The 21,379-nt window shown below is 57.3% G+C and carries 14 protein-coding genes; all 14 read left to right on the forward strand.

The annotated features are described in order from the left end of the window. Nucleotides 1-2 precede the first annotated feature (2 nt). The 14 genes from INF73_RS11750 to der all read left to right on the forward strand — a co-directional run bounded on the left by INF73_RS11750 (nt 3) and on the right by der (nt 21,111). The gene (locus INF73_RS11750; RefSeq protein WP_193540777.1) at nt 3-4,955 is read left to right on the forward strand and encodes an alpha-2-macroglobulin; all 4,953 of its coding nucleotides are present in this window, start codon (nt 3-5) and stop codon (nt 4,953-4,955) included. 1 nt (nt 4,956) lies between these two features. After that, nucleotides 4,957-7,284: a peptidoglycan glycosyltransferase PbpC gene (gene pbpC, locus INF73_RS11755; protein ID WP_193540775.1), complete on the forward strand. Its 2,328-nt coding sequence runs from the start codon at nt 4,957-4,959 to the stop codon at nt 7,282-7,284. Nucleotides 7,285-7,372: 88 nt separating this feature from the next. Beyond that, nucleotides 7,373-9,751, forward strand: coding sequence for a DMSO/selenate family reductase complex A subunit (locus INF73_RS11760; RefSeq protein ID WP_305038826.1), 2,379 nt, complete (start codon nt 7,373-7,375; stop codon nt 9,749-9,751). After that, nucleotides 9,748-10,377, forward strand: coding sequence for a DMSO/selenate family reductase complex B subunit (locus INF73_RS11765; protein WP_193540771.1), 630 nt, complete (start codon nt 9,748-9,750; stop codon nt 10,375-10,377). The genes INF73_RS11760 and INF73_RS11765 overlap by 4 nt, the downstream gene beginning before the upstream one ends. Continuing rightward, the gene (locus INF73_RS11770) at nt 10,370-11,158 is read left to right on the forward strand and encodes a DmsC/YnfH family molybdoenzyme membrane anchor subunit (protein WP_192971206.1); all 789 of its coding nucleotides are present in this window, start codon (nt 10,370-10,372) and stop codon (nt 11,156-11,158) included. The genes INF73_RS11765 and INF73_RS11770 overlap by 8 nt, the downstream gene beginning before the upstream one ends. Next, entirely contained in the window at nt 11,158-12,033 is an 876-nt protein-coding gene (locus INF73_RS11775) for a 4Fe-4S dicluster domain-containing protein (protein ID WP_193540769.1), read from the forward strand. The genes INF73_RS11770 and INF73_RS11775 overlap by 1 nt, the downstream gene beginning before the upstream one ends. Nucleotides 12,034-12,155: 122 nt before the next feature. Continuing rightward, nucleotides 12,156-12,587, forward strand: a complete 432-nt coding sequence (gene ndk, locus INF73_RS11780) for a nucleoside-diphosphate kinase (RefSeq protein WP_003860625.1) — start codon at nt 12,156-12,158, stop codon at nt 12,585-12,587. A gap of 147 nt (nt 12,588-12,734) precedes the next feature. Beyond that, nucleotides 12,735-13,901 (forward strand): bifunctional tRNA (adenosine(37)-C2)-methyltransferase TrmG/ribosomal RNA large subunit methyltransferase RlmN, encoded by a 1,167-nt coding sequence (locus tag INF73_RS11785; protein ID WP_028014062.1) that lies wholly within the window; start codon nt 12,735-12,737, stop codon nt 13,899-13,901. A 291-nt stretch (nt 13,902-14,192) separates the two neighbouring features. Then, nucleotides 14,193-15,200: a cytoskeleton protein RodZ gene (gene rodZ / locus INF73_RS11790; protein ID WP_126345901.1), complete on the forward strand. Its 1,008-nt coding sequence runs from the start codon at nt 14,193-14,195 to the stop codon at nt 15,198-15,200. A 26-nt stretch (nt 15,201-15,226) separates the two neighbouring features. Next, nucleotides 15,227-16,345, forward strand: a complete 1,119-nt coding sequence (gene ispG, locus INF73_RS11795; RefSeq protein WP_025757688.1) for a flavodoxin-dependent (E)-4-hydroxy-3-methylbut-2-enyl-diphosphate synthase — start codon at nt 15,227-15,229, stop codon at nt 16,343-16,345. An 80-nt stretch (nt 16,346-16,425) separates the two neighbouring features. Next, nucleotides 16,426-17,700 carry a histidine--tRNA ligase gene (gene hisS, locus INF73_RS11800; RefSeq protein WP_193540768.1) on the forward strand — a complete coding sequence of 425 codons (1,275 nt, stop codon included), beginning with the start codon at nt 16,426-16,428 and terminating at the stop codon, nt 17,698-17,700. A 13-nt stretch (nt 17,701-17,713) separates the two neighbouring features. Continuing rightward, a complete protein-coding gene (locus tag INF73_RS11805) occupies nt 17,714-18,334 on the forward strand; it encodes a YfgM family protein (RefSeq protein ID WP_028014059.1) in 621 nt (206 codons plus the stop codon). Between the two features lie 10 nt (nt 18,335-18,344). Then, entirely contained in the window at nt 18,345-19,523 is a 1,179-nt protein-coding gene (gene bamB / locus INF73_RS11810; RefSeq protein WP_028014058.1) for an outer membrane protein assembly factor BamB, read from the forward strand. Between the two features lie 112 nt (nt 19,524-19,635). Beyond that, nucleotides 19,636-21,111, forward strand: coding sequence for a ribosome biogenesis GTPase Der (gene der, locus INF73_RS11815; RefSeq protein ID WP_028014057.1), 1,476 nt, complete (start codon nt 19,636-19,638; stop codon nt 21,109-21,111). Nucleotides 21,112-21,379 lie beyond the last annotated feature (268 nt).

A 21,379-nucleotide genomic window follows, 5' to 3' on the forward strand; every position in this document is an offset into this window, starting at 1 on the left:
GGATGAAACCGTTTCGCTTAGCCGCGATCTCTCTCGCGCTGCTCACCACCTTTACGCTTGTCGCCTGTGATAACAGCGACGATAAACCTCAGGCTGCGGCTGCCGCAGCATCCACCGCATCAACACCGAAAGCCGCGGAAAAGCCCGACGCTGAAAAGCTGGCTAAAATGGCCGCCCAGAGTCAGGGAAAAGCGCTGACTCTGCTTGATGCGTCTGAAGTGCAACTGGACGGCGCCGCTACGCTGGTGCTGACCTTCTCTGTCCCGCTGGATCCGGAACAGGATTTCGCGAAAACAGTGCATGTTGTGGATAAGAAAAGCGGCAAAGTTGACGGGGCGTGGGAACTTGCGCCTAACCTGAAAGAGCTTCGCCTGCGCCATCTGGAGCCAAACCGTAATCTGGTTATCACCGTGGATCGTGGCCTGGTGGCGCTGAACAAAGCGACCTTTGGCATTGATTATGAAAAAGCCCTGACCACGCGAGATATAGAGCCGTCGGTCGGTTTCGCCAGCCGCGGCTCGCTGCTGCCGGGCAAGGTGGTGGAAGGGCTGCCGGTGATGGCGCTTAACGTCAACAATGTGGACGTCAATTTCTACCGCGTGAAGCCGGAATCGCTGGCCTCGTTTGTCAGCCAGTGGGAGTACCGCAACTCGCTGACCAACTGGGAATCTGACAATCTGCTGAAGATGGCGGAACTGGTCTATACCGGTCGTTTTGACCTCAACCCGGCGCGCAACACGCGTGAAAAACTGCTCCTGCCGCTCAAGGATATTAAGCCGCTCCAGCAGTCCGGCGTCTATATCGCGGTCATGAGCCAGGCAGGGCACTACAACTACAGCAATGCCGCAACGCTCTTTACCCTGAGCGATATCGGTTTGTCTGCTCACCGCTATCATAACCGGCTGGACATCTTCACCCAGAGCCTGGAAAACGGTGCGGCGCAGTCCGGGGTCACCGTCACGCTGCTGAATGACAAAGGTCAGACGCTCGCCGAAGCCAGCAGCGACGCCGATGGCCATGCGAAGCTTGAAACAGACAAAGAAGCCGCGCTGATCCTCGCCAGCAAAGACGGCCAGACTACGCTGCTCGATCTCAAGCTGCCAGCGCTCGACCTGGCAGAGTTCGACATCGCCGGTAGCCCCGGCTTCAGCAAGCAATTCTTTATGTTTGGCCCGCGCGATCTTTATCGTCCGGGTGAAACTGTGATCCTTAACGGCCTGCTGCGCGACAGCGACGGAAAACCGCTTCCCGATCAGCCCGTGAAGCTTGACGTGCTGCGCCCGGACGGCCAGGTGGCACGCACGATCGTTGTTCAGCCTGAGAACGGCCTCTACCGCTTCAATTACCCGCTGGATAGCGGCGCGCAGACCGGCATGTGGCATATTCGCGCCAATACGGGCGATAACCAGCAGCGCCTGTGGGATTTCCACGTCGAAGATTTTATGCCCGAGCGTATGGCGCTCAATCTGACGGGACAAAAAGCACCGGTTTCCCCACAGGATGAGGTGGACTTCAACATCGTGGGCTATTACCTGTATGGTGCTCCGGCCAACGGCAATTCTCTTCAGGGCCAGCTTTTCCTGCGTCCGCTGCGCGACGCGGTCGCCGCGCTGCCGGGCTTCCAGTTTGGTGATATTGCGGAAGAAAACCTGAGCCGCAGTCTGGATGAAGTGCAGCTTACGCTGGATGAGCAGGGGCGCGGGCAGGTGACCACCGAAAGCCAGTGGAAAGAGGTACACTCTCCTCTGCAGCTGATCCTGCAGGCGAGCCTGCTGGAATCAGGCGGTCGTCCGGTGACGCGCCGCGCGGAGCAGGCTATTTGGCCGGCGGCGCAACTGCCGGGTATCCGTCCGCAGTTCGCCAGTAAGGCGGTCTACGACTACCGTACCGATACCACCGTCAACCAACCGATCGTCGACGAGAACGGTAACGCCAGCTTTGACATCGTCTATGCCGATGCCAGCGGCGCGAAAAAAGCGGTATCCGGTTTGCAGGTACGCCTGATCCGTGAACGCCGCGATTATTTCTGGAACTGGTCCGAGAGCGAAGGCTGGCAGTCTCAGTTCGATCAAAAAGATCTGATTGAGGGCGAGCAGGAGCTTAGCCTTAAGGCCGATGAAACCGGCAAAGTCACCTTCCCGGTGGAGTGGGGCTCATACCGACTGGAAGTGAAAGCGCCTGATGATGTGGTCAGCAGCGTGCGCTTCTGGGCAGGTTACAGCTGGCAGGATAACAGCGACGGCACGGGTGCGGCGCGCCCTGACCGCGTGACCCTGAAACTGGATAAACCGGCCTATCAGCCAGGCGATACCATCCAGCTGCACATTGCAGCGCCAGCCGCAGGTAAGGGCTATGCCATGATCGAATCCAGCGAAGGACCGCTGTGGTGGAAAGAGATCGACGTACCGGCAAACGGGCTCGATCTTTCCATTCCGGTGGATAAAGCCTGGAAACGTCACGATCTCTATCTCAGTACGCTGGTGGTGCGTCCTGGCGATAAATCCAAATCCGCCACGCCGAAGCGCGCGGTCGGTCTGCTGCATCTGCCGATGGGCGACGAAAATCGCCGCCTGAACATCGCGCTGGATAACCCGCAGAAAATGCGTCCAAACCAGACGCTCTCCGTGAAGGTGAAGGCCAGCGTGAAAGAGGGGGCGGTTCCGCAGAAAGTGAACGTGCTGGTCTCGGCGGTGGACAGCGGCGTGCTGAACATTACCGATTACGTTACGCCGGATCCGTGGCAGGCTTTCTTTGGCCAGAAGCGCTACGGCGCGGATATCTACGATATTTATGGCCAGGTCATTGAAGGGCAGGGCCGTATGGCCGCGCTGCGCTTCGGTGGTGACGGCGATGAACTCAAGCGCGGCGGTAAACCGCCGGTGAACCACGTCACCATTATTGCCCAGCAGGCTCAGCCGGTTACGCTGGATGCCAACGGAGAAGGCACCGTTACGCTGCCGATTGGTGATTTCAACGGCGAACTGCGTCTGATGGCGCAGGCGTGGACGGAAGATGATTTCGGCAGCAGCGAAAGCAAGGTTGTGGTGGCCGCGCCGGTTATTACCGAGCTTAATACTCCGCGCTTCCTGGCAAGTGGAGATACCTCACGGCTGACGCTGGATCTCACTAACCTGACCGACAAACCGCAATCGCTGAACGTCGCCCTGAGCGCGACAGGCAAACTGTCGCTGGAAGGAGCACAGCCGCAGCCGGTTCAGTTGCCGCCGGGCGCGCGCAGTACCCTGTTTATTCCGGTGCGTGCGCTGGAGGGTTATGGCGACGGTGAGGTGACGGCGCAGGTTACCGGCCTGGAACTTCCGGGCGAAACCTTTGCCCCGCAGCAGAAGAGCTGGAAAATTGGCGTACGTCCGGCATTCCCGGCGCAGACGGTCAATACCGGTGCCATGCTGAACCCCGGCGAGTCCTGGACCGCACCGGCGCAGCACAGCAACGGTTTCTCTCCTGCCACTCTGCAGGGGCAGCTGCTGCTGAGCGGCAAGCCACCGCTCAACCTGGCGCGCTATATTCGTGAACTGCAGGCGTATCCGTATGGCTGCCTGGAGCAGACCACCAGCGGCCTGTTCCCGTCACTCTATACCAACGCCGCGCAGCTTACCGCGCTTGGTATAAAAGGAGATACCGATGACAAGCGCCGTGCTGCCATTGATATCGGGATCTCCCGTCTGCTGCAGATGCAGCGTGATGATGGCGGTTTTGCCTTGTGGGATAAAAACGGCCCTGAAGAGTACTGGCTGACCGCCTATGTGACTGACTTCCTGGTGCGCGCGGGCGAGCAGGGTTATAGCGTACCTGCCGATGCGGTGAACAATGCCAACAACCGTCTGCTGCGCTATCTGCAGGATCCGGGCATGATGTCTATCCGCTATAGCGACGACACTCAGGCCAGCAAATTTGCCGTGCAGGCGTATGCCTCGCTGGTGCTGGCGCGTCAGCAAAAAGCCCCGCTGGGTGCGCTGCGTGAAATCTGGGATCGCCACGCTCAGGCCGCCTCCGGGCTGCCGCTGATGCAGCTGGGTATGGCGCTCAAACTGATGGGCGATGCGCCGCGCAGCCAGCAGGCGCTGGATCTGGCGCTCAAAACGCCGCGCAACGACAGCAAAACATGGATGGCCGATTACGGCAGCCCGCTTCGCGATAACGCGCTGATGCTCTCCCTTCTGGAAGAGTATAAATTGCTGCCGGATGCGCAAAATACGCTGCTGATTGCTCTTTCTGAACAGGCATTCAGCCAGCGCTGGCTATCCACCCAGGAGAGCAATGCGCTGTTCCTGGCCGGACGTTCGCTGCAAACCCTGTCAGGCGCATGGCAGGCGAAAACCTCCCTGTCTGATACCGCATCAGGCGGCGATAAGGCGCAGGTACAAAACGTAAGCGGCGACCAGCTTGGTGCGCTTCAGGTAACCAATACCGGCACGGCACCGCTGTGGGTACGTCTGGACAGCACCGGCTATCCGGAATATGCGCCTCAGCCGAGTTCCAACGTGCTGCAGGTTGAACGTCATATCCTGGCAACCGATGGCAGCAGCAAATCGCTCTCTTCGCTGAAGAGCGGTGAGCTGGTGCTGGTCTGGCTTGAAGTGAAAGCCAGCCAGAACGTGCCGGATGCGCTGGTTGTGGATCTCCTCCCGGCTGGTCTGGAGCTGGAAAACCAGAACCTGGCGAGCAGCAGCGCAAGCCTGCAGGACAGCGGCAGCGAAGTGCAGAACCTGCTCAGCCAGATGCAGCAGGCGGACATTCAGCACATGGAGTTCCGCGACGACCGCTTTGTGGCCGCCGTGCCGGTAAACGAAGGTCAGCCGGTTACGCTGGTTTATCTGGCCCGTGCCGTAACGCCGGGCACCTACCAGGTGCCGGTTCCGATGGTGGAGTCTATGTACGTTCCGCAGTGGCGGGCAACGGGTGCGGCCAGCGGCCCGCTGATTGTTGTTCCGTAATATGTTGATAGCGCGTCTGACACGCTCCCGCTGGCTTTGGCTGGCGGGAGCGCTTCTCGTTTTAGGGGGGCTGATTGTCGCCGCCGACCGCCTGTGGCCGCTGCCTCTGAAAGAGGTTAACCCCGCACGAGTTGTGGTGGACGAGAAGGGCGCGCCGCTCTGGCGTTTTGCCGACAGCGAAGGCATCTGGCGCTACCCGGTGACCATTGAAGAGGTTTCTCCCCGTTATCTTGAGGCTCTGATCCAGTACGAAGATCGCTGGTTCTGGGAGCATCCGGGCGTAAACCCGCTCTCTGTCCTGCGCGCCGCCTGGCAGGATCTCAGTTCCGGAAGAGTGGTTTCGGGAGGAAGCACGCTTACCATGCAGGTGGCACGCCTGCTGGATCCGCATCCGCGCACCTTTGGCGGCAAAATTCGTCAGCTCTGGCGGGCGATGCAGCTGGAATGGCACCTCTCTAAGCGTGACATTCTTACGCTCTATCTCAATCGTGCTCCGTTTGGCGGCACGCTGCAGGGCGTGGGAGCAGCAAGCTGGACCTACCTTGGGAAACCCCCGTCGCAGCTGAGCTACTCCGACGCGGCGTTGCTGGCGGTACTGCCGCAGGCACCCAGCCGTCTGCGCCCGGATCGCTGGCCCGAGCGGGCCGAAGCGGCACGCAACAAAGTGCTCGATCGCATGATGATTCAGGGCGTCTGGTCAGCAAAGCAGGTGAAAGAGTCCCGTGAAGAGCCGGTATGGCTGGCTCCCCGGCAGATGCCGCAGCTGGCGCCGCTCTTTGCACGCATGATGCTCGGCAAAAGCCGCGACACAAAGATTGTCACTACGCTGGATGCCGGACTGCAACGGCAGCTGGAAGAGCTGGCGATGAACTGGAAATCCCGCCTGCCGGCACGCAGTTCGCTGGCGATGATCGTGGTCGATCATACCGACATGAAGGTGCGCGGTTGGGTCGGCTCGGTGGATATCAACGATGACACGCGTTTCAGCCATGTGGATATGGTTAACGCGATCCGATCCCCGGGATCGGTATTGAAACCGTTTATCTACGGTATGGCGCTGGATGATGGCCTGATCCATCCCGCCTCGCTGCTTCAGGACGTGCCCAGAAAAACCGGTGATTATCGCCCGGGAAATTTTGACAGCGGGTTCCACGGGCCGGTCAGCATGAGTGAAGCGCTGGTGCGCTCGCTCAACCTGCCAGCCGTCCAGGTGCTGGAAGCCTACGGTCCCAAACGGTTTGCCGGGATGCTGAGTAACGCAGGCCTGCCGCTGATCCTGCCTGCCGGAGCGCAGCCGAATCTGTCGCTGATCCTGGGTGGCGCAGGCGCGAGGCTGGCAGATATCGCCGCCGCGTACAGCGCCTTTGCAAGGCATGGCAAGGCGGGCCGGCTGCGCTTACAGCCGGGCGACCCGCTAACTGAACGCCCGCTGTTATCGCCAGGTTCGGCGTGGATTATTCGCCGTATTCTGGCGAATGAAGCGCAGCCGCTGCCGGACAGTGCGCTGCCGCAAATTGCGCCGCTGGCGTGGAAAACGGGCACCAGCTATGGCTACCGCGATGCCTGGGCCATCGGTCTGAATGCCCGCTACGTGATAGGCATCTGGACCGGACGACCGGACGGCACGCCAGTGGCGGGGCAGTTTGGTTTCGCCAGCGCAGTGCCGCTATTAAACCAGGTCAATAACCTGCTTCAGTCGCGCTCGACAATAGACGAAGCCCGTCTGCCGCGCGATCCGCGTCCGGAGAGCGTTGGGCGGGGCGTGATCTGCTGGCCGGGCGGCCAGTCGCTGCCGGAGGGCAGTGAAAACTGTCGGCGTCGTCTTTCGACCTGGCTGCTGGAAGGGAGTGAACCACCCACGCTGCTGCTGCCGGAACAGGAAGGCATTCGCGGCATTCGTTTCCCGGTCTGGCTGGATAAAACGGGCAAGCGTGTGGCGGCAGATTGCCCTGATGCCACAGAAAAAGTTCTCGACGTCTGGCCGCTGCCGCTGGAGCCGTGGCTGCCCGCAGCGGAAAAAAGGGCTGCGCGTCTTCCTGCGAGATCGACGCTCTGCCCGCCGCTGGATAATAACAATGCAGCACCGCTTATGATTTCGGGTATCAGAGAGCGGGCTGTTATTAAGCGACTCCCTGGTGAAGGGAACGTGACGCTATCTGTTATTACGACTGGAGGAGAAGGTGGGCGCTGGTGGTTTTTAAATGGAGAACCGTTAGAAGGACGCAATAATACTCATTCATTAAAATTATATTTGCCTGGCGAATATCAATTACTTGTAATGGATGACTCAGGACAAACGGCGACGGTGAATTTTGAATTAGACCGTTAAGTGTTACCCCCGAAGAGTTAGTTTGATAATTATCAATATTCGTTCCTGAAAAAAAACGAGAATGCGTTTTTATTTTAAGGAACGAGCAATGAAGAAAAATAAAAATCAGGGAGAGGGGCTTATTCCCGCGCTATCCCGGCGTCATTTTATTCAGGCAGGGTCGGCGCTCGCCGCCCTTCCTTTTGTAGCGACAACAGGTAAAGCACAGGCACAGAGTACGGCGGCAACACACGCGACGCCTGAAGAAAAAGTCGTGCAGACCTGCAGCACGTTTGACTGCGGCGGTAAATGTGATATTCGCGCTCACGTTAGTGAGGGCGTTGTTACCCGAATTTCAACGCGTCCGGACAATGCGTTAGATCCGCAGATGCCGATAATGCGCGCCTGCGTTCGTGGCCGCGCTTATCGGAAATTTGTTTATCATCCCGATCGGCTTAAATATCCAATGAAACGCGTGGGTAAACGTGGCGAAGGAAAATTCGAGCGTATTACCTGGGATGAAGCCACCACGCTTATTGCGAATCAATTAAAAACGATTACACAAAAATACGGCGCTGCCTCACGCTATGTGCATGTGGGCACTGCGGTATCCGGCGGAACGTTTTCCGGCGATAAAATGGTTCGTCGTCTGCTCAACTTAACCGGCGGCTATCTCGAAAGCTATCACTCGGTCAGTATGGGCAACACGGCGGCAGCCACGCCGTATACCTACGGCACCGCCGCCAGCGGCAGCTCTCTGGACACGCTGCTGGATACCAAACTGGTCATTCTCTGGGGACATAACCCGACGGAGACGATCTTTGGTCACAGCAACTACTTCTATCAGAAGATGAAGCAAAACGGCACGCGCTTTATCGTTGTCGATCCGCGCTATTCCGATACGGTTTCCTCTCTTGCCGACCAGTGGATCCCGCTGCTTCCCACAACAGACAACGCCCTGATGGACGCCATGATGTACACGATCGTCACGGAGAACCTGCACGATCGCGACTTCATCCAGCGCTATACCCTGGGCTTTGACGAAGCATCCATGCCGGAAGGCGTTCCGGCCAATGAATCCCTGATGGCTTATCTGAGCGGCGCAAAAGATGGCGTGGCGAAAACGCCCGAGTGGGCAGAGAAAATCACCCACGTGCCTGCGCAGACCATTCGTCAGCTGGCGCGCGACTACGCAACCACCAAACCCGCCGCGCTGATCCAGGGCTGGGGACCGCAGCGCCATAACTGCGGCGAGCGCACCGCGCGCGGCTCGACGTTACTGGCAACGCTGACGGGTAACGTTGGGGTCAAGGGCGGCTGGGCGGCAGGCTATGGCGGCTGCGCTAATCGTAAATTTGCTGCCGGGCCGGAGATGCCGGATAACCCGGTAAAAGCCAAAATATCGGTGATGAACTGGGTGCAGGCCGCCGATGATGCTTCTAAGGTAACGGCGGAAGACGGCCTGAAGGATGCAGAGAAGCTGGACAGCAATATCCGCATCCTGTTTTCGCTGGCGGGAAATTATCTGGCTAACCAGAACCCGGATCTGCATCAGGCGACGCGCGTGCTGGAAGACGAGTCGAAAATCGAGTTTATCGTCGCAAGCGATCTGTTTATGACGCCGAGCGCCCGATACGCCGATCTTCTCCTGCCGGAAACCAGCTTTATGGAACGCTGGAATATCGGCGAAACCTGGGGCACGGCAAGCTATCTGATCCTGTCGGAAAAGCTGATTGAACCTGAATTTGAGCGCCGTTCAGACTACGACTGGCTGCGGGAAGTTGCTGCTAAGCTTGGCGTCGAACCTGCATTCAGCCAGGGCCGTGACGAAAAGGCGTGGATTGAGCACATCTGGGAGCAGACGCGGCTCTCCATGCCAGATGAAAACCTGCCGGACTTCGCGACGCTACAAAAGACGCGCCAGCATCTTTTCAAAAGCGCGCCGTTCGTCGCTTTTGAAGACAATATTCGCGATCCGCAAAATCATCCGTTCCCGACGCCCTCAGGGAAAATTGAGATCTTCTCGAAGCGTCTGTACGACATGCACCATCCGGAGATTCCGGCGCTGTCGCACTACGTGCCCGCCCATGAAGGGCCGGAAGACGCGCTGGCTAAAACCTTCCCGCTCCAGCTGATCACCTGGAAAGGCAAAAACCGTGCTAACTCAACCCAGTACGCCAACCCGTGGCTGATTGAGGCGCAGCAGCAAAAGCTATGGATCAACCCGCAGGACGCGCAAAAGCGCGGCATTTCCCAGGGGGATACCGTGCGCATTCATAACGCGCGCGGCATTTGTGAAATTCCGGCTGAGGTCACGCCGCGCATCATTCCGGGCGTTGTTGCCATGCAGGCAGGCGCCTGGTGGCAGCCGGACGAACAGGGTGTCGATAAAGGCGGCTGCGCGAACGTGCTCAGCTCTGCCCGTATTACCGCGCTTGCGAAAGGGAATTCCCATCAAACCATGCTGGTGGAGGTAGCTAAAGCATGAGTCAGTTTAAACACTACGCGCCGGTGAGCGATAAACAGCTGGGTTTCTATATTGACTCTTCCCGCTGCTCGGGCTGCAAGGCATGCCAGGTGGCGTGCAAAGACAAAAACAACCTTGAGGTCGGACGTCGTTTCCGTCGCGTATACGAAGTCAACGGCGGGAATTTCATCCCAACCGGGCAGGGCGGCGTTAGCAACAACGTTTTTGCCTACACGCTCTCTATTTCCTGTAACCACTGTGCGGACCCGATCTGCACCAAAAACTGCCCGACCACCGCAATGCACAAGCGTCCGGGCGACGGCATCGTGCGCGTTGATACGGACAAGTGCGTTGGCTGCGGCTACTGCGCGTGGTCTTGCCCTTACGGCGCGCCACAGCTCAACGAGCAGACCGGGCAGATGTCCAAATGCGATTTTTGCGTGGATCTGCAGGCGAAGGGCGAGCAGCCCGTCTGCGTGGCAACCTGTCCGCTTGAGGCGATCAAATTTGGGCCTATTGATGAACTTCGGGCGAAATACGGTGCGGTATGCGATGTGAAGGGCTTGCCTGATTCCTCGATTACAAAACCGAACCTGGTGATCAAAGCGCATCAGGGCGGAGAGAAAGAGGGGAAACGTCATGCATGAGTTACCGCTGCTGATTTTTACGCTGTTCCTGCAGGGATCGGTTGGCGTGACGCTCTGGCTGGCGTTCGGAGGGGCGCATACTACACCGCGTAGCGCGCTGCTGCCTGCCGCTGGGGCGTTTGTGCTGGCGAGCCTGGGGCTGCTCGCCTCAGCTCTGCATATGGGCTATCCGCTCAACGCCCTGAACGCGCTACGCCACGTCTCCAGTTCGTGGCTGAGCCGCGAGATTATCTTCGCCAGCCTTTACCTGGCGGCGCTTGGCCTCGCCGTGCTGCTGATGTTTTCCAATAAGCCAGGCTGGAAGCTGCTTTTGGCCGTGGCGGGTCTTGTCGGGCTGGTGGACGTGTTCTGCATGGCACAAATCTACATGCACGCGTCCGTGGTGACCTGGCAGCATATCAACACGCTGGTGCTGTTTATCGGCTCGGTGGGCATTATTGGTTCTGCCTGCATGGCGGCAGGGATGCGCTCCCGAGCTGCTCTGCGTGCGGCGGTAGTCATTATCACGCTGCTGGTGCTTGTGCGTCTGGTGATGCAGCCCGTCTGGCTGGCCGACATCTCTGCCACAGACACTACCGTGGTGACGTTCCCTCATGATCCGCTCAAGATGCTGGCGCAGCTGCGAACGTTACACCTTCTAAGCTGGTGCGTCTCGGTTGCGGGTATGCTGTGCTTTGCTGCGGGCGGCCTGAAAGCGGCGCGCGGCACGCTGCTGCTGGGCAGCGCCTTGCTGATTGTGGGTGAGCTGATGCTGCGCTTCGTTTTCTTCAGTATTGGCTGATGGGCAGATTGACGTTTGCCCCGGCGATGGACGTGACGCATGCGTGCGTCCGTCGCCGTTTTCGCCACGCTTCCTGCTGCGCCTGCGCGGACGTTTGTCCAGCGCAGGCTTTTTCTTTTACGGAAACCGGCGCCTCGGTTGATGAAAATCGCTGTATTGAATGCGGGGACTGCCTGTTCGTCTGCCCCTCCGGGGCCATTACCGGCATCGCGCCGCGAAAGCGATTTCTGCGTGGAGATACCCTTGTTGGGCCTTTTACTGAACGCGCACCTGGGGTGAATGAGCTGCTGCTGTGGCACGCGCAGCGCCAGGTTCGTTTTATCAGTATCGACGCAGAGCAATACCCTGACTGGCTGCTGGCGCTTGCCCGGCTTAATCTTGCGCTTCGTCGCCGTGGTGAAGCGGAGTGGGGGTTTAAGCTTATACCGATCGGCGAGGTGAATATTGCTCGTCGTGCGCTGATGCACGTTCCCCGCGAGGATGTGAAAGCCTGTCGCGTTTCCCCGGGGCCGCGGGAGCTGCGCAGGGCATTCTCGACGTTTAGCGAGTCAGATATCGCACTCGATATTAATAAGTGCGTGCTGTGTGGTGCATGCTGGAGAAGCTGCCCGGAAAACGCGATTCGGTTTGAGAACGCCGCGCTGGTGGTGGAGACCGGGCGCTGTACCGGCTGCGGTGGCTGTGAGGCAGTATGTCAGCACGAGGCCATAAACGTCGCAGAAACAGATGGACCGGCAAAAAACGTGGCCACTCCCGCATATAAAGCAGTTTGCCTGACGTGTCAGCGCCAGTTCTGGTCATTTACGCCTGATGAAAAGCAGTGCCCGCTCTGTTTACGCCATCAACACGGTATGCGAAATCCGGCCTGTTGCTAATCTTCGTCTCATTTTAAAAAAATGTTATGCAGAACCATAGGCAATGGCGCTATTGCTCTTTATAATCCGCGCCACACCATACTCAGGTATGCAAAACAACAGAACATTTTACAGAGGTTATCATGGCTATTGAACGTACTTTTTCCATCATCAAACCAAACGCGGTGGCAAAAAACGTTATTGGCAGCATCTTCGCTCGCTTTGAATCAGCAGGGTTTAAGATCGTTGGCACCAAAATGCTGCACCTGACCGTTGAGCAGGCTCGCGGTTTCTACGCTGAGCACGAAGGTCGTCCATTCTTTGACGGCCTGGTGGAGTTCATGACCTCCGGTCCAATCGTGGTCTCCGTGCTGGAAGGCGAAAACGCAGTACAGCGTCACCGCGATCTGCTGGGTGCAACCAACCCGGACAACGCGCTGGCAGGTACCCTGCGCGCTGACTACGCGGACAGCTTCACCGAGAACGGCACCCACGGTTCCGACTCCGTTGAGTCTGCCGCGCGCGAAATCGCGTTCTTCTTCGCTGAAGGCGAAGTGTGCCCGCGCACTCGCTAATAATTTCGTAAATGCCGCGTGCAAACGTGGCATCCCTGCGCCAGACTTTGTACAATGCAACGCCCCGGACGAGCAGACTGCTTACCGGGGCGTTTCTTTTCAACCCACCAAGGGCCACAACGTGTAACAACGAGGCCGGAAAAAATTATGTCTGAACTAGTGAATACCTCCGAAGTCGCCATTCCTGCGGTTCCCAATAAAAATGGAAAAATTAACCTGCTGGACCTGAACCGTCAGCAGATGCGCGAGTTCTTTAAAGATATGGGTGAGAAGCCGTTTCGTGCCGATCAGGTAATGAAATGGATGTACCACTACTGCAGCGACAACTTTGATGAGATGACCGACATCAACAAAGTGCTGCGCAACAAGCTCAAAGAAGTGGCTGAAATCCGCGCGCCGGAAGTGGTGGAAGAGCAGCGCTCGGCAGACGGCACCATCAAATGGGCGATTGCCGTAGGCGATCAGCGCGTTGAAACCGTCTACATCCCGGAAGACGATCGTGCCACGCTGTGCGTCTCTTCTCAGGTGGGCTGTGCGCTGGAGTGCAAATTCTGCTCTACGGCTCAGCAAGGTTTTAACCGTAACCTGCGCGTGTCTGAAATCATCGGTCAGGTCTGGCGCGCCGCGAAAATCGTGGGTGCAGCAAAAGTGACCGGCACGCGTCCGATCACCAACGTGGTAATGATGGGGATGGGCGAACCGCTGCTGAACCTGACCAACGTGGTGCCGGCGATGGAAATCATGCTGGATGACTTCGGTTTTGGCCTGTCCAAGCGCCGCGTGACGCTGTCTACCTCAGGCGTTGTGCCTGCGCTGGATAAGCTCGGCGACATGATTGACGTTGCGCTGGCTATCTCCCTGCACGCGCCAAACGATGAAATTCGTGACGAAATTGTACCGATTAACAAAAAGTACAATATCGAAACCTTCCTCGCTGCCGTGCGTCGCTACCTGGAGAAATCCAACGCAAACCAGGGCCGCGTCACCATCGAGTACGTGATGCTGGACCACGTCAACGACGGTACTGAGCATGCGCATCAGCTGGCTGAACTGCTGAAGGATACGCCATGCAAAATCAACCTGATCCCATGGAACCCATTCCCGGGCGCGCCGTATGGCCGTAGCTCGAACAGCCGTATCGACCGTTTCTCCAAGGTGCTGATGGAGTATGGTTTCACCACCATCGTGCGTAAAACCCGTGGTGATGATATTGATGCTGCATGTGGACAGTTGGCCGGTGACGTCATTGACCGTACCAAACGTACCCTGCGTAAACGCATGCAGGGCGAGACCATTGCGGTTAAAGCTGTTTGATTATTATGCATCACGGCGCATTATCTACGCTGTGATGCATAATCTGACTGAATAATCAGTCAGATTCGTGACGTTTGATTAATAATTACGGTGCGTTTCATATGAGTTTCGGGCAGTATGTAACGACGTAACAACAGTTTAGCCACGCGGGCAGAGCTGCACTGTCATCTACCGGCTGACAGTCTTATACTGTCTGTTCAAGGTTAACTGACCTGAAGTTTCGCGGTGCGGGCGGCATTGTGACTCACCGGCACCTGAACCCTTTTTTTCACGTACCAGTAGTTGTAGCGAATGAATACTGAAGCCACTCACGACCAACATGAAGCACTCTCCACTGGCGTTCGTCTTCGCAACGCCCGTGAACAACTCGGACTCAGCCAGCAAGCTGTTGCAGAACGCTTGTGCCTGAAAGTTTCCACGGTTCGCGATATTGAAGAAGATAAGGCGCCTGCCGATCTGGCTTCAACATTTCTGCGCGGCTATATCCGCTCTTACGCAAAACTGGTGCACATCCCCGAAAACGAATTACTGCCAATGATGGAGAAGCAGGCACCGGTTCGTGCAGCAAAAGTTGCCCCGATGCAAACTTTCTCCCTGGGGAAACGTCGTAAAAAACGTGATGGCTGGCTGATGAGCTTTACCTGGCTGGTGCTGTTTGTTGTTGTCGGCCTGACCGGCGCATGGTGGTGGCAAAACCACAAGGCGCAGCAGGAAGAGATCACCACTATGGCCGATCAATCCTCCGCTGAACTCAATCAGGCGAGCAATGGTGGTGCCCAGAGCGTTCCGCTGAACACCGACGGTGCGGCGGCCTCAAGCGAGCCGCAAACAACGGCTCCGGCAACCGATGCAGCACAGGCTCCGGCCGCAACGGCGAACACCGCTGCGCCTCAGGCTCAGGATCAAAACGCGGTCGTCGCCCCTTCTCAGGCAAATGTCGATACTGCGGCGAACGCCCCTGCAGCGACTCAGCCGGCGAACAACGCCGCGGCGTCTCTGCCGACCGACCCGGCTGCAACCGCCGCGCCAGCCGCCGATCCAAACGCGCTGGTGATGAACTTCACGGCTGACTGCTGGCTGGAAGTCACTGACGCAACAGGTAAAAAACTGTTCAGCGGCCTGCAGCGGAAAGATGGCACGTTAAACCTAACGGGTCAGGCACCTTACAAACTTAAAATCGGCGCTCCGGCAGCGGTACAGATCCAGTATCAAGGAAAACCTGTCGACCTGAGCCGCTTTATCAGAACTAACCAGGTTGCACGTCTTACCGTTAATGCCGAACAATCAGCAGCACAGTAACAGACGGGCAACGCGGGAGATTTTTCATGCATAACCAGGCTCCGATTCAACGTAGAAAATCGAAACGGATTTACGTTGGGAATGTGCCAGTCGGCGATGGGGCACCTATCGCCGTCCAGTCGATGACCAATACGCGCACCACGGATGTGGAAGCAACGGTCAACCAAATCAAAGCATTAGAGCGTGTAGGCGCGGACATTGTTCGCGTCTCAGTGCCCACTATGGATGCCGCAGAGGCGTTCAAGCTGATCAAACAGCAGGTCAGCGTGCCGCTGGTTGCAGATATCCACTTCGACTACCGTATCGCGCTGAAAGTTGCTGAATACGGCGTTGATTGCCTGCGTATTAACCCGGGCAACATCGGCAATGAAGAACGCATTCGCATGGTGGTTGACTGCGCCCGCGACAAAAACATTCCAATCCGTATCGGCGTAAACGCCGGCTCTCTGGAAAAAGATCTGCAGGAAAAGTATGGCGAGCCAACGCCGCAGGCGCTGCTCGAATCCGCCATGCGTCACGTCGATCATCTGGATCGTCTTAACTTCGATCAGTTCAAGGTCAGCGTAAAAGCCTCTGACGTTTTCCTGGCCGTTGAATCGTATCGCCTGCTGGCAAAACAGATCGACCAGCCTCTGCATCTCGGGATCACCGAAGCGGGCGGCCTGCGTAGCGGTTCGGTGAAGTCTGCGATCGGCCTGGGCCTGCTGCTCTCCGAAGGGATCGGCGACACCCTGCGCGTCTCGCTGGCGGCGGATCCGGTAGAAGAGATCAAGGTCGGTTTCGATATTCTGAAATCGCTGCGTATCCGCTCGCGTGGGATCAACTTCATTGCCTGCCCAACCTGTTCGCGTCAGGAATTTGACGTGATCGGCACGGTGAATGCCCTGGAGCAGCGTCTGGAAGACATCATCACCCCGATGGACGTCTCCATCATCGGCTGTGTCGTGAACGGTCCGGGTGAAGCGCTGGTCTCAACCCTGGGCGTAACCGGCGGTAACAAGAAAAGTGGTCTCTATGAAGATGGCGTTCGTAAAGATCGTCTGGATAATAGCGACATGATCGACCAGCTTGAAGCCCGCATCCGCGCCAAAGCCGCGATGATGGACGAGACACAGCGCATCAGCGTTCAGCAGGTTGAAAAATAACGTGATGGGAAGCGTGCCGCTTCCCATGTATGATTGAACCCATTCTTTGGGTTTTTTTTGTATATAGAAAGAGAATAAACGTGGCAAAAAACATTCAAGCCATCCGCGGCATGAACGATTACCTGCCTGGCGAAACCGCCATCTGGCAGCGCATTGAAGGCACGCTGAAGCAGGTGCTCGGCAGCTACGGTTACAGCGAAATCCGTTTGCCGATTGTAGAGCAGACCCCGTTATTCAAACGCGCGATCGGTGAAGTAACCGACGTGGTTGAAAAAGAGATGTACACCTTTGAGGACCGCAACGGCGACAGCCTGACCCTGCGTCCGGAAGGTACGGCGGGCTGCGTACGCGCCGGCATCGAACATGGTCTTCTGTACAATCAGGAGCAGCGCCTTTGGTATATCGGCCCGATGTTCCGCCACGAACGTCCGCAGAAAGGTCGTTATCGCCAGTTTAACCAGCTGGGTGTGGAAGTCTTTGGCCTGCAGGGCCCGGACATCGATGCCGAACTGATTATGCTGACCGCCCGCTGGTGGCGCGCCCTCGGTATCTCTGAGCACGTTTCGCTGGAACTGAACTCAATCGGTTCTCTGGAAGCGCGCGCTAACTACCGCGATGCGCTGGTGGCGTTCCTGGAGCAGCATAAAGAGAAGCTGGACGAAGACTGCAAACGTCGCATGTACAGCAACCCGCTGCGCGTGCTGGATTCCAAAAACCCTGATGTTCAGGCACTGCTGAACGATGCCCCTGCGCTGGGTGACTACCTGGACGACGAGTCTCGCGAACACTTTACCGGCCTGTGCAAGCTGCTCGAAGCGGCGGGCATTGCCTACACCGTGAACCAGCGTCTGGTGCGCGGTCTGGACTACTACAACCGCACCGTGTTTGAGTGGGTAACCACCAGCCTCGGTTCTCAGGGCACCGTGTGTGCCGGCGGCCGTTATGACGGTCTGGTTGAGCAACTGGGTGGCCGTGCGGCGCCTGCGGTTGGCTTCGCGATGGGTCTTGAGCGACTTGTTTTGCTGGTTCAGGCAGTTAATCCGGAATTTAAAGCAGATTCCGTTGTCGATATATACCTGGTGGCTTCAGGCGCGGAAACGCAGTCTGCGGCGATGCAGCTTGCCGAACGCGTGCGCGATGCGCTACCGGGCGTTAAGCTGATGACCAACCATGGCGGCGGCAACTTCAAAAAACAGTTTGCTCGTGCCGATAAGTGGGGCGCAAGTATTGCACTGGTGCTGGGCGAGTCCGAAGTGGCTAACGGCGAAGTGGTAATAAAAGACCTGCGCTCTGGTGAGCAGACAACGGTAACGCAGGACGGCGTTGCGGCGCACTTGCGCACTCTATTGGGCTAAGGAGAAAGACGGCGTGGAAATGTACGAGAACGAACACGATCAGGTCGACGCGATTAAACGCTTCTTTGCTGAAAACGGCAAAGCGCTGGTTGTTGGGGTTATTTTAGGTGTGGGTGCGCTGGTGGGCTGGCGTTACTGGAACAACCATCAGGCGGATTCCGCGCGCGGCGCGTCCCTGTCCTATGAAAATACCGTTAGCGCGATTCGTGCCGACCAGCCGCAAACGCTGGCTGCGGCAGAGAAATTTGCCGCTGACAACAAAAACACCTACGGTGCACTGGCAGCGCTGGAAGTGGCTCAGCAGTACGTTGATAAAAACGAACTGGATAAAGCCGCTGCTCAGCTGTCTCAGGGCCTTGCTGCTGCCAGCGATGAAAACCTGAAAGCGGTGATCAATCTGCGCCTGGCACGTATTCAGGTTCAGCAGAAAAAAGCTGACGACGCGCTGAAAACGCTCGATACCATCAAAGGCGAAGGTTTTGCTGCCATCGTTGCCGATCTGCGCGGTGAAGCACTGCTGAGCAAAGGTGACAAAGCGGGCGCGCGTAAAGCGTGGCAAGCTGGTGTAGAGAGCAAAGCGTCACCTGCGCTGAGCGAAATGATGCAGATGAAAATAAATAATTTGTCCGTCTGAGAGGGACCCGATGCAATTGCGTAAATTACTTCTGCCAGGACTGCTTTCTGTTACGTTATTAAGTGGTTGTTCACTGTTCAGTGGCGAAGAAGACGTTGTGAAAATGTCCCCACTGCCGACGGTTGAAAACCAGTTTACCCCATCCACCGCGTGGGATGTCTCCGTGGGCAGTGGGATTGGTGATTTCTATTCCAACCTTCATCCTGCGTATGCAGACAGCGTTGTCTATGCCGCTGACCGCAAAGGTACCGTGAAAGCGGTGAACGCCGATGACGGGAAAGAAGTGTGGTCCGTTAACCTGGCGGAAAAAGACGGCTGGTTCTCCCGTAAACCGGCACTGCTGTCTGGCGGCCTGACCGTTTCCGGTGGTCACGTGTACGTGGGCAGCGAAAAAGCGCAGGTTTACGCGCTGAATGCCAGCGATGGTTCTGTTGCATGGCAGACCGCCGTAGCCGGTGAATCCTTGTCACGTCCGGTCGTGAGCGACGGGCTGGTGCTGATCCATACCAGCAACGGCCAGCTGCAGGCGCTGAACGAAGCGGACGGTCTGGTGAAATGGACCGTTAACCTGGATATGCCTGCGCTCTCTCTGCGCGGTGAATCCGCGCCGGCAACCGCGTTTGGCGCTGCCATTGTGGGCGGTGACAACGGTCGCGTGAGTGCCGTGCTGATGCAGCAGGGCCAGATGATCTGGCAGCAGCGTATCTCGCAGGCCACTGGCTCAACGGAAATCGACCGCCTGAGCGACGTAGACACTACTCCGGTTATCGTTGACGGTGTGGTTTACGCCCTGGCCTATAACGGCAACCTGACCGCGCTGGACCTGCGCAGCGGCCAGATCATGTGGAAACGTGAGCTGGGCTCTGTGAATGATTTCATCGTTGACGGTAACCGCATCTATATGGTTGACCAGAACGATCGCCTGCTGGCGCTGAGCACCGAAGGCGGCGTGACGCTGTGGACGCAAAGCGATCTGCTGCACCGTCTGCTGACCGCGCCAGTGCTGTACAACGGTAGCCTGGTGGTTGGCGACAGCGAAGGCTATATGCACTGGGTTGATCCAGAGAATGGCCGCTTCGTGGCGCAGCAGAAAGTGGACGGTTCAGGCTTCCTGACCGACCCGGTTGTGGCTGACGGCAAACTGCTGATTCAGGCAAAAGACGGCACGCTGTACGCGATCACGCGTTAATTACCCGGCGGTTGTAGTATACTAAACGGCTCCTGTTCACTCAGGAGCCGTTTTGACATTTTTAAAAACGCCGCGAATGCGACGTTTATTTGAATTTTATGAGGCTTCAAACATGGTACCTGTGGTCGCGCTTGTCGGGCGCCCTAACGTTGGAAAATCCACTCTTTTTAACCGTTTAACACGCACCCGTGATGCGCTGGTTGCGGATTTCCCGGGGCTGACGCGTGACCGTAAGTACGGTCGTGCAGAGGTGGAAGGACGCGAGTTCATCTGTATTGATACCGGCGGTATTGATGGCACAGAAGACGGCGTTGAAACCCGCATGGCGGAACAGTCCTTGCTGGCGATTGAAGAAGCGGATGTTGTGCTGTTCATGGTGGATGCGCGCGCTGGCCTGATGCCGGCGGACTCCGCAATTGCTAAGCACCTGCGTTCTCGCGAAAAGCCAACTTTCCTGGTGGCGAATAAAACTGACGGCATCGATGCCGATCAGGCTATCGCGGACTTCTGGTCTCTGGGCATGGGGGATATCCACCCGATTGCGGCATCGCATGGTCGCGGTGTGACCAGCCTGCTGGAAACCGTTCTGCTGCCGTGGGTGGACGAAGTGAACCCGCCGGAAGAGGTGGACGAAGACGCCGCATACTGGGCGCAGTTCGAAGACGGTGAAGAGGGCGAAGAAGAAGAGCCTGAGGATGACTTCAACCCGCAGGATCTGCCGATCAAGCTGGCTATCGTCGGTCGTCCAAACGTAGGTAAGTCTACGCTTACTAACCGTATTCTGGGTGAAGAGCGCGTGGTGGTTTACGACATGCCGGGCACTACGCGTGACAGCATCTACATCCCGATGCAGCGCGATGAACGTGAGTATGTCCTCATCGACACCGCCGGTGTACGTAAGCGCGGAAAAATCACCGACGTGGTGGAAAAATTCTCCGTTATCAAAACCCTGCAGGCGATTGAAGATGCCAACGTGGTGCTGCTGGTCATCGACGCGCGCGAAGGTATCTCCGATCAGGATCTCTCTCTGCTCGGCTTTATCCTCAATAGTGGGCGCTCACTGGTCATCGTCGTCAACAAGTGGGATGGCCTGAGCAATGAAGTGCGCGAGCAGGTGAAAGAGACCCTGGACTTCCGTCTGGGCTTTATCGACTTTGCCCGCGTGCACTTTATCTCTGCGCTGCACGGCAGCGGCGTCGGTAACCTGTTCGAATCCGTGCGTGAAGCCTACGACAGCTCCACCCGTCGTCAGAGCACCGCCATGCTGACCCGTATCATGAATATGGCAGCGGAAGACCACCAGCCGCCGCTGGTGCGCGGTCGTCGCGTGAAGCTGAAATATGCCCACGCCGGTGGCTATAACCCGCCAATCGTGGTGATTCACGGCAACCAGGTGAAAGACCTGCCGGATTCCTACAAGCGCTACCTGATGAACTACTTCCGTAAATCGCTGGACGTGATGGGCACGCCTATTCGTATCCAGTTTAAGGAAGGGGAAAACCCGTTCGCCAACAAGCGCAACACCCTGACGCCGAACCAGATGCGTAAGCGTAAGCGTTTGATTAAGCACATTAAGAAAAGCAAATAATCATTGCCGATCTCACAAAGGCCCGCGTTTATCGCGGGCTTTTTTTGGCCCAATCATACCGTCGGTTCTCTCTGTGTGAAGTCAATCACTATTCACTCCCAACCATCTTTAAATCCAGAAAAGTAGACAATCGTCGAATTTTCATCTTAAAGTCCCTGGTCCGGTACTAGACAAAACTAGCGACTGGTTATCAAATGGTTAACTAACTTTTCGCCGCATGTAAAAAATCGGTCAGATACGTAACTGGCCGGCGTACCTGCTGGTGTTT

Origin of the sequence: Enterobacter cloacae complex sp. P6RS (assembly GCF_014982245.1) — a bacterium.
Taxonomy (GTDB): Bacteria; Pseudomonadota; Gammaproteobacteria; order Enterobacterales; family Enterobacteriaceae; genus Enterobacter; species Enterobacter bugandensis.

Bases quoted from the DNA above. Each gene is read 5' to 3' on its own strand.
- INF73_RS11750 (WP_193540777.1), top strand. From the start codon at position 3: ATGAAACCGTTTCGCTTAGCCGCGATCTCTCTCGCGCTGCTCACCACC.
- pbpC (WP_193540775.1), top strand. From the start codon at position 4,957: ATGTTGATAGCGCGTCTGACACGCTCCCGCTGGCTTTGGCTGGCGGGA.
- INF73_RS11760 (WP_305038826.1), top strand. From the start codon at position 7,373: ATGAAGAAAAATAAAAATCAGGGAGAGGGGCTTATTCCCGCGCTATCC.
- INF73_RS11765 (WP_193540771.1), top strand. From the start codon at position 9,748: ATGAGTCAGTTTAAACACTACGCGCCGGTGAGCGATAAACAGCTGGGT.
- INF73_RS11770 (WP_192971206.1), top strand. From the start codon at position 10,370: ATGCATGAGTTACCGCTGCTGATTTTTACGCTGTTCCTGCAGGGATCG.
- INF73_RS11775 (WP_193540769.1), top strand. From the start codon at position 11,158: ATGGGCAGATTGACGTTTGCCCCGGCGATGGACGTGACGCATGCGTGC.
- ndk (WP_003860625.1), top strand. From the start codon at position 12,156: ATGGCTATTGAACGTACTTTTTCCATCATCAAACCAAACGCGGTGGCA.
- INF73_RS11785 (WP_028014062.1), top strand. From the start codon at position 12,735: ATGTCTGAACTAGTGAATACCTCCGAAGTCGCCATTCCTGCGGTTCCC.
- rodZ (WP_126345901.1), top strand. From the start codon at position 14,193: ATGAATACTGAAGCCACTCACGACCAACATGAAGCACTCTCCACTGGC.
- ispG (WP_025757688.1), top strand. From the start codon at position 15,227: ATGCATAACCAGGCTCCGATTCAACGTAGAAAATCGAAACGGATTTAC.
- bamB (WP_028014058.1), top strand. From the start codon at position 18,345: ATGCAATTGCGTAAATTACTTCTGCCAGGACTGCTTTCTGTTACGTTA.
- der (WP_028014057.1), top strand. From the start codon at position 19,636: ATGGTACCTGTGGTCGCGCTTGTCGGGCGCCCTAACGTTGGAAAATCC.